Genomic DNA, 6,412 nt, shown 5'->3' on the forward strand with positions numbered 1-6,412 from the left:
GGTCGGGTCGAACGCGTCCGGCTCGGCGCGCTCCACGAGGGGATCGCGGCCGTCGAAGCCGACGGGGACGCGGTCGCGTTCGCGGCGGAACCCTGGAAACACGTCCACGTCCCGTTCGGCGGGTGGATCGACGGCGTGTGTTCGGCGGCCGTCCTCGCTCGCCTCATCGGGACCAAGGGACTCGATTCGCTCCGCGACCCGGTGACGGAACGCCCGTACCGGAAGGTCAGCGTCGACTGTCCGGACGACCTGAAGCCGTCGGTGATGGACGGCCTGACCGATCGGCTCCCGGAGGCGTTTCCGGACGCGAGCGTGAACACTGACCACGGGGTCCGCCTGGAGTTCCCGGATGCGGCGTGGACGCTCGTCCGGCCCTCCGGTACCGAGCCGTACGTCAGGGTGTACGCCGAAAGCGAGACGGTCGACGAGCTGGTCGAGGCGGTGGCGTCCGTCGTCTCGGCCGCCGTCGACGACGCGTAGTGTGAACGAGAGGACAGGAGACCGGCCCGACCGACGATTTTAACCGTTCTAGCCGCGCTTTTCAGATCGATATGGGATCAGACTTCGATCGGCGGCGGTTCCTACAGGTGGCCGGTATCGCGGGAGTCGCGGGGCTCGCCGGCTGTACGGGCGGCCCGGAGGACGACGGCGGAAACGGTGCCGGAGACGACGGGTCCGGCGACGACAGTGCTAGCGACGACGGCGATGATGGAACCGCGGAGACGAACGTGGGGATGGTGTACGCGCTCGGTGGTCTCGGCGACGAGTCGTTCAACGACGCGGCACAGCGCGGCATCATCGACGCGGCCGAGGATTTCGACGTCTCGTACGACGAGTCGCAGCCGGCCGACGCCGGCGAGTTCTCGCAGCTCCAGCGGCTGTACGCCGAGTCGACCGACCCCGACTACGACCTCGTCTCGTGTATCGGGTTCGCCCAGCTCGACGCTCTCTCGGAGGTCGCTCCGGACTTCCCCGAGCAGAACTTCATGCTCGTCGACGACAACCTCGACGAGCCGAACGTTGCAAGCTACGAGTTCAAAGAGGAGGAGGGATCGTTCCTCGTCGGTGCGCTCGCCGCACTTCTCAGTAGCCGGTCGTTCAGTGCCGGCGCGGGCGAAACGGCGTCCGATTCGACGAACGTCGGGTTCGTCGGCGGCGTCGACGCGCCGCTCATCCGGCGGTTCCAGGCGGGGTACGAGGCCGGCGTCGACTACGTGAGCGACGACATCGACGTGATCACGAGCTACGTCGGTGATTTCGCCGACCCCTCCGGCGGCCAGGAGGCGGCCCTGTCGATGTACGAGAGCGGCGCGGACGTCGTGTATCACGCGGCGGGCGGTTCCGGCGTCGGCGTCTTCCAGGCGGCACAGGACCAGGGGCGGTTCGCGATCGGCGTCGACTCCGACCAGTCGCTGACGGAGCCCGACTTCGCCGACGTGATCCTCGCGTCGATGGTCAAGCGGGTCGACAGTGCGGTGTACGAGTCGGTCGAGAACGTCGTCAACGACGAGTTCCAGGGGGGCTCACAGGTCGAGCTCGGCCTCGAGGACGAGGGCGTCTCCTGTGTGTACGGCGATGGGATCGGCGACGAGATCCCCGAGGAGGTCAAAACCGAGATCGACGAGATCCGGGACGGGATCATCGCGGGCGACATCGTCGTCCCGGACGATCCCGACGACGTCTGAGCGCCGTCCCACAGTCGGACGGTTCACCCGAATACGATCGGGGAACCGCCGGTTTCGGGTTCGAAACGACAACGAACGGACGGATCCGCTCACGGACCCGACGCGCTTTTTACCTCCGGACCGAGAGGGTGCGTAAATGGAACCCGCGGTCACCCTCGATGGAATCACCAAGCGGTTCCCGGGCGTCGTCGCCAACGACGACGTCGACCTCGTCGTCGAGCGCGGGAGCGTCCACGCGCTGTTGGGCGAGAACGGGGCGGGGAAAACGACGCTGATGAACGTGTTGTACGGGCTGTACCGACCCACTGAGGGGCGTGTCGTGATCGACGGCGAGCCGCGAACGTTCGACTCGCCACGCGACGCTATCAACGCCGGGATCGGGATGATCCATCAGCACTTCATGCTGGTCGAGCCGATGCGGATCTGGGAGAACATCGTCCTCGGGAACGAACCGACGGAGTGGTTCGGTCTCCGTGTGGACGACGAGGGCGCCCACGAGGCGGTTCGCGAGCTGAGCGAGCGGTACGGGTTCGGCGTCGACCCGGACGACCGTGTCGCGGACGTCTCCGTCGGCGTCCAACAGCGCGTCGAGATCCTCAAGGCGCTGTATCGCGGCGCGGACGTGTTGATCCTCGACGAGCCGACGGCCGTGTTGACGCCGCAAGAGGTCGAGGAGCTGTTCGGCGTCTTCGAGGAGCTCACCGCGCAGAACAAGACGATCATCTTCATCACGCACAAGCTCGGCGAGGCGATGCACGCCGCCGACGAGGTGACGGTCCTGCGGGACGGCGTCAACGTGGGAACGGTCGACACCGACACCGTGACCCGCGAGCAGCTGGCCGAGATGATGGTCGGTCGTGAGGTGCTGCTCGAACGCTCGGAGTCGACGTCGACGCCGGGGGATCCGGCGCTCAGCGTCGAGGGGCTCCACGTCGAGGACGATCGCGGCGTCGAAGCCGTCTCCGGCGTGTCGGCGACCGTACGCGAGGGGGAGGTGTTCGGGATCGCGGGCGTCGACGGCAACGGACAGTCACAGCTCGTCGAGGCGATCACCGGGTTACGTCGGCCGACTGCCGGTGCCATCCGGTTTCAGGGCGACTCGATGGTCGGCGTGAGCCGTCGTGAACGGATCGATAGGGGGATGGCATACATTCCCGAAGACCGACACGCGCGCGGACTCGTGATGCCGTACGACCTGGTGCAGAACGGGGTGCTCGGGAGCCAGCACGACGACGGCTTCACCGGCGGGGGCCGGATAGACTGGGAAGCGGCGGGCGAGCACGCGGACGCGATAATCGAGGAGTACGACGTCCGGCCGCCGAACCGCGCGTCCACGGCGGAGTCGCTCTCCGGTGGAAACCAACAGAAGTTCATCGTCGGGCGCGAGTTCGAACGTGACCCCGATCTCGTGGTAGCGACCCACCCGACACGGGGAGTCGACATCGGGTCGACCGAGTTCATCCACGAGCGTCTCCTCGAGCTGCGGTCGGCCGGAAAGGCGGTCCTGCTCGTCTCCTCGAAGCTCGACGAGGTACAGGCGCTGTCGGACCGATTAGCCGTGATGCACGAGGGCGAGTTCACCGGCGTCGTCGACCCCGCAACCGTCACCGAGGAACAGCTCGGGCTGCTGATGGCCGGCGAGTCGCTCGACGACGACGCCGTCGATCACGTCGCGCTCGACGAGGAGGTGTCGGCATGAGTACGGAGCGTGGCGCGGCCCTCCGTGCGAGAGCGTATGAGTTCCTCCGGCGGTTCGTGGGGCTCACAGGCGTCGAACGGCTGCTCATCGCGTTCGCGGCGCTCGTCCTCTCCGTGGCCGTCGGGTTCCTGATCGTGCTCGTCTCCGGCCGGATCGCCGAGTGTTCGACCGCGGCGTGGACGATGCCGATCACTGGGCTCGGGTTCTGTTATGACCCGTTCCAGGTGTACTTCGTGTTGTTCAACGGTGCCTTAGGGAACCCGTTTTACCTCTGGGAGCCCGCCCTCTTGAACCCGGAGTGGCTCCCCGTCACGATCCCGCTTCTCGGGTTCATGCCCGGCTGGAGTCCGCTCAACAACTCGTTCGCGCTCACGATGAGCGAGACGACGCTCCTGATATTCACCGGGCTTTCCGTGGCGGTCGCGTTCCGTGCCGGGCTGTTCAACATCGGAACGCAGGGACAGCTCGTCGTCGGCGGGCTGCTTACCGCGCTCGTGGTCGTCGCGGCCGCGCCGGTGTTCCCGGCGAACCGCGTCGGCGGGCTCGCGCTTATCGCGCTCGGTATCGTCGCCGGCGCGGCCGGGGGCGGGGTCTGGGGGGCGATCCCCGGCGCGTTGAAGGCGTACGCCGACGCCAACGAGGTGATCACGACGATCATGCTGAACTTCATCGCCGCTAACCTCGCCTACGTTCTGGTCTTAGAGGTGTTCCGTGCCGAGGGGTCGTCCGTCGTCGCGACGGAACGCGTCCCCGACTACGCGCGGATCGACCCGTGGTTCTTCCCGACGACCGGCGATTTCGCCGAGGCGGCGCTGTTGATCGGGCTCGTCGTCGTCGTCGGCCTGTACGTGCTCTTGGAGCACACGCCGTTCGGCTACGACCTCCGCGTCAGCGGGATACAGCCGCTTGCCGCCGAGTACGGCGGGGTAAACGCGAAGCTCACGACGGTTCGGGCGATGACGATATCGGGTGCACTCGGCGGGATCGGGGGGAGCATGTGGGTGTTGATGGCGGAGGGCCGATGGCTGGAGTCCGTCCCCGACCTCGGGTTCGACGGGATCGCCGTCTCGATCCTCGCGGGCAACAACCCGCTCGGGGTGTTCCCCGCCGCCGCGCTGTTCGGGGTCTTGAAAGGCGGCGCGCTACAGGTCGGCTTCCAGACGGACGTGCCGCCGGAGTTGATCGGCGTGTTACGCGGACTCATTATCCTGTTCGTGGCGATGCCGGAGTTCTTCCGGCTGATCGGTCGCCGACTCGACGTGGAGGACGGACCCGGTGGGCCCGGCAGCGACCGGGACGGGCCGGGGGAGTCTGTGGATGAGGCCACCGACGCCGGCTCCGACGCCGACGGCTCGGGTTCGACCGATCCGACCGCCGGGAGCGAGGATCCGACCGGTAGTGGCTCCGAGCCGACCCATGGAGGTGAGTCAAGTGCGTAACCCGCTCTCCGCGCTCGACGTCCCGACGGTCACCGATCTCGCCGCGTCGAGTTACACGAAGTCGATCGTCGCGGGCACCGTCGGCCTGCTGGCGCTGCTCGGCGTCCTCGGTGTCGCGTTCCCGGACAGTGTCGCGGGCGACCTCGCCGGGATCGTGTTCTCGACCGGAACCGCCGCCGCGACGATCCGGATCGCGGCCCCGATCGTGCTCGCGGCGCTCGGCGGCATCTTCGCCGAGAAATCCGGCGTGATCAACATCGGCTTGGAGGGGCTGTTGATCATCTCGGCGTTCACCTCGATATACGTCGCCTTCGTGCTCGGGGACGCGGGCGTGCTCGGCGGTCCCGGCCTACTCGTCGTCGGGTTCCTCGCGGGCGTGGTCGCGAGCACGGTGCTCGCGTTCGTCTTTGGGGTCGTCTGTATCGAGTTCAAGGCGGACCAGATCATCGCCGGGTTAGCGATCTGGCTCATCGCGCTTGGACTCGCGCCGTTCCTCTCGACGGTGTTCTTCGGGAGCGTCAACACACCAGGAATCGGGGCGCGCGTGACCTGGCACTACTCGGCGGCGCTGATCCTCGCCGGAACCGCCGGCTCGTGGTGGACGTTGAACCACACCGCGTTCGGGAGTCACCTGCGAGCGGCGGGGGAGAACCCGCGCGCGCTCGACACGGTCGGCGTCTCCGTCCCGCGGATCCGACACGCCGGCGTGTTGCTGTCGGGGGTGTTCGCCGGCGCGGGCGGGAGCCTGCTGGCGCTCGGCGTCGGGCGGTTCGGTGGCTCGGGCGAGACGATGGTCCAGGGCAAGGGGTTCATCGCCATCGTCGTCTACCTGTTCGGCAACTACAACCCCCTCGGCGCGCTCGGCGCGGGGACGCTGTTCGCGGCGCTGGAAGCGAGCCAGACCCGCCTCCAACAGCTCGGCTACGGGATCCCGAGCACGCTGGTCGAGACGATCCCGTACGTGGTCGTTATCCTCGTCCTCGCGCTGGTCGGAAAGACACGGCTACCGGCCGCGGCCGGCGAGCACTACGAGACGGAGGAGTAGCGTCCATCGACGAGCCGTCCGGACCCCCCGGCTACCCTCGCCGTTCACGGCGAGGAGGGTTCAGAGGTCGCGCCACGCACCGAGGAACCGCTGAAGCGCGGTGAGATGTCCGACGATGGCGAGAAGGCCCAACAGCAGGCCGACCACGCCGAAGTCGGCGACGATCGGGGCCGGGTACACCGCCGCGACGAGACCGACGATCCCCATCAGCGCGAGTCGGTCGGCCCGCCCGAGAAGCCCGCCGTACTCGCGCCCGATGCCGACCGCCTGGATCTGGGTGCCGAGATACGACGTCATCAACACGCCGGTGACCGCGAGAAAGCCGAGGGCGTACGCGTCGATCCCGGCGGTGAACCCCGCGATAATGGCGATGTCTGCGTACCGGTCGAGTACGTGATCGAGGAGGTCGCCGCCCGCGGAGGCGACGTCCTGTTCGCGGGCGAGCGCGCCGTCCACGAGATCGAGCCAGCCGTTGAGCAGGACCAACACCGCGCCGGCGGCGTAAAAGACCACGTACGGGACCGCGAACGCGACCCCGGCGAAC

Annotated in this window: 5 protein-coding genes and 1 pseudogene; 5 read left to right on the top strand and 1 reads right to left on the bottom strand. The window is 67.8% G+C overall.

The window, feature by feature from the left end; translation table 11 throughout:
• From ACFQEU_RS09695 to ACFQEU_RS09715, 5 genes and pseudogenes are all read left to right on the top strand, one after another.
• Positions 1 to 480, top strand: a pseudogene (locus ACFQEU_RS09695) (phosphomannomutase); the annotation flags it as partial.
• A 71-nt stretch (positions 481 to 551) separates the two neighbouring features.
• Complete coding sequence (locus ACFQEU_RS09700) at positions 552 to 1,685, top strand: BMP family lipoprotein (protein ID WP_379781601.1); 1,134 nt, start codon at positions 552 to 554, stop codon at positions 1,683 to 1,685.
• 136 nt (positions 1,686 to 1,821) lie between these two features.
• Positions 1,822 to 3,384 carry an ABC transporter ATP-binding protein gene (locus ACFQEU_RS09705; RefSeq protein ID WP_379781603.1) on the top strand — a complete coding sequence of 521 codons (1,563 nt, stop codon included), beginning with the start codon at positions 1,822 to 1,824 and terminating at the stop codon, positions 3,382 to 3,384.
• Entirely contained in the window at positions 3,381 to 4,823 is a 1,443-nt protein-coding gene (locus tag ACFQEU_RS09710; protein ID WP_379781605.1) for an ABC transporter permease, read from the top strand. The genes ACFQEU_RS09705 and ACFQEU_RS09710 overlap by 4 nt, the downstream gene beginning before the upstream one ends.
• A complete protein-coding gene (locus ACFQEU_RS09715; protein WP_379781607.1) occupies positions 4,816 to 5,868 on the top strand; it encodes an ABC transporter permease in 1,053 nt (350 codons plus the stop codon). Before ACFQEU_RS09710 ends, ACFQEU_RS09715 begins: the two co-directional genes overlap by 8 nt.
• Positions 5,869 to 5,928: 60 nt before the next feature.
• Here the strand turns inward: ACFQEU_RS09715 and ACFQEU_RS09720 are convergent.
• The coding region (locus ACFQEU_RS09720) for a CDP-alcohol phosphatidyltransferase family protein (RefSeq protein WP_379781609.1) at positions 5,929 to 6,412 on the bottom strand (484 nt) is incomplete at its 5' end.

Source organism: Halorubrum tibetense, from assembly GCF_042661865.1.
Lineage (GTDB): Archaea > Halobacteriota > Halobacteria > Halobacteriales > Haloferacaceae > Halorubrum > Halorubrum tibetense.

Bases quoted from the DNA above. Each gene is read 5' to 3' on its own strand.
- ACFQEU_RS09700 (WP_379781601.1), top strand. From the start codon at position 552: ATGGGATCAGACTTCGATCGGCGGCGGTTCCTACAGGTGGCCGGTATC.
- ACFQEU_RS09705 (WP_379781603.1), top strand. From the start codon at position 1,822: ATGGAACCCGCGGTCACCCTCGATGGAATCACCAAGCGGTTCCCGGGC.
- ACFQEU_RS09710 (WP_379781605.1), top strand. From the start codon at position 3,381: ATGAGTACGGAGCGTGGCGCGGCCCTCCGTGCGAGAGCGTATGAGTTC.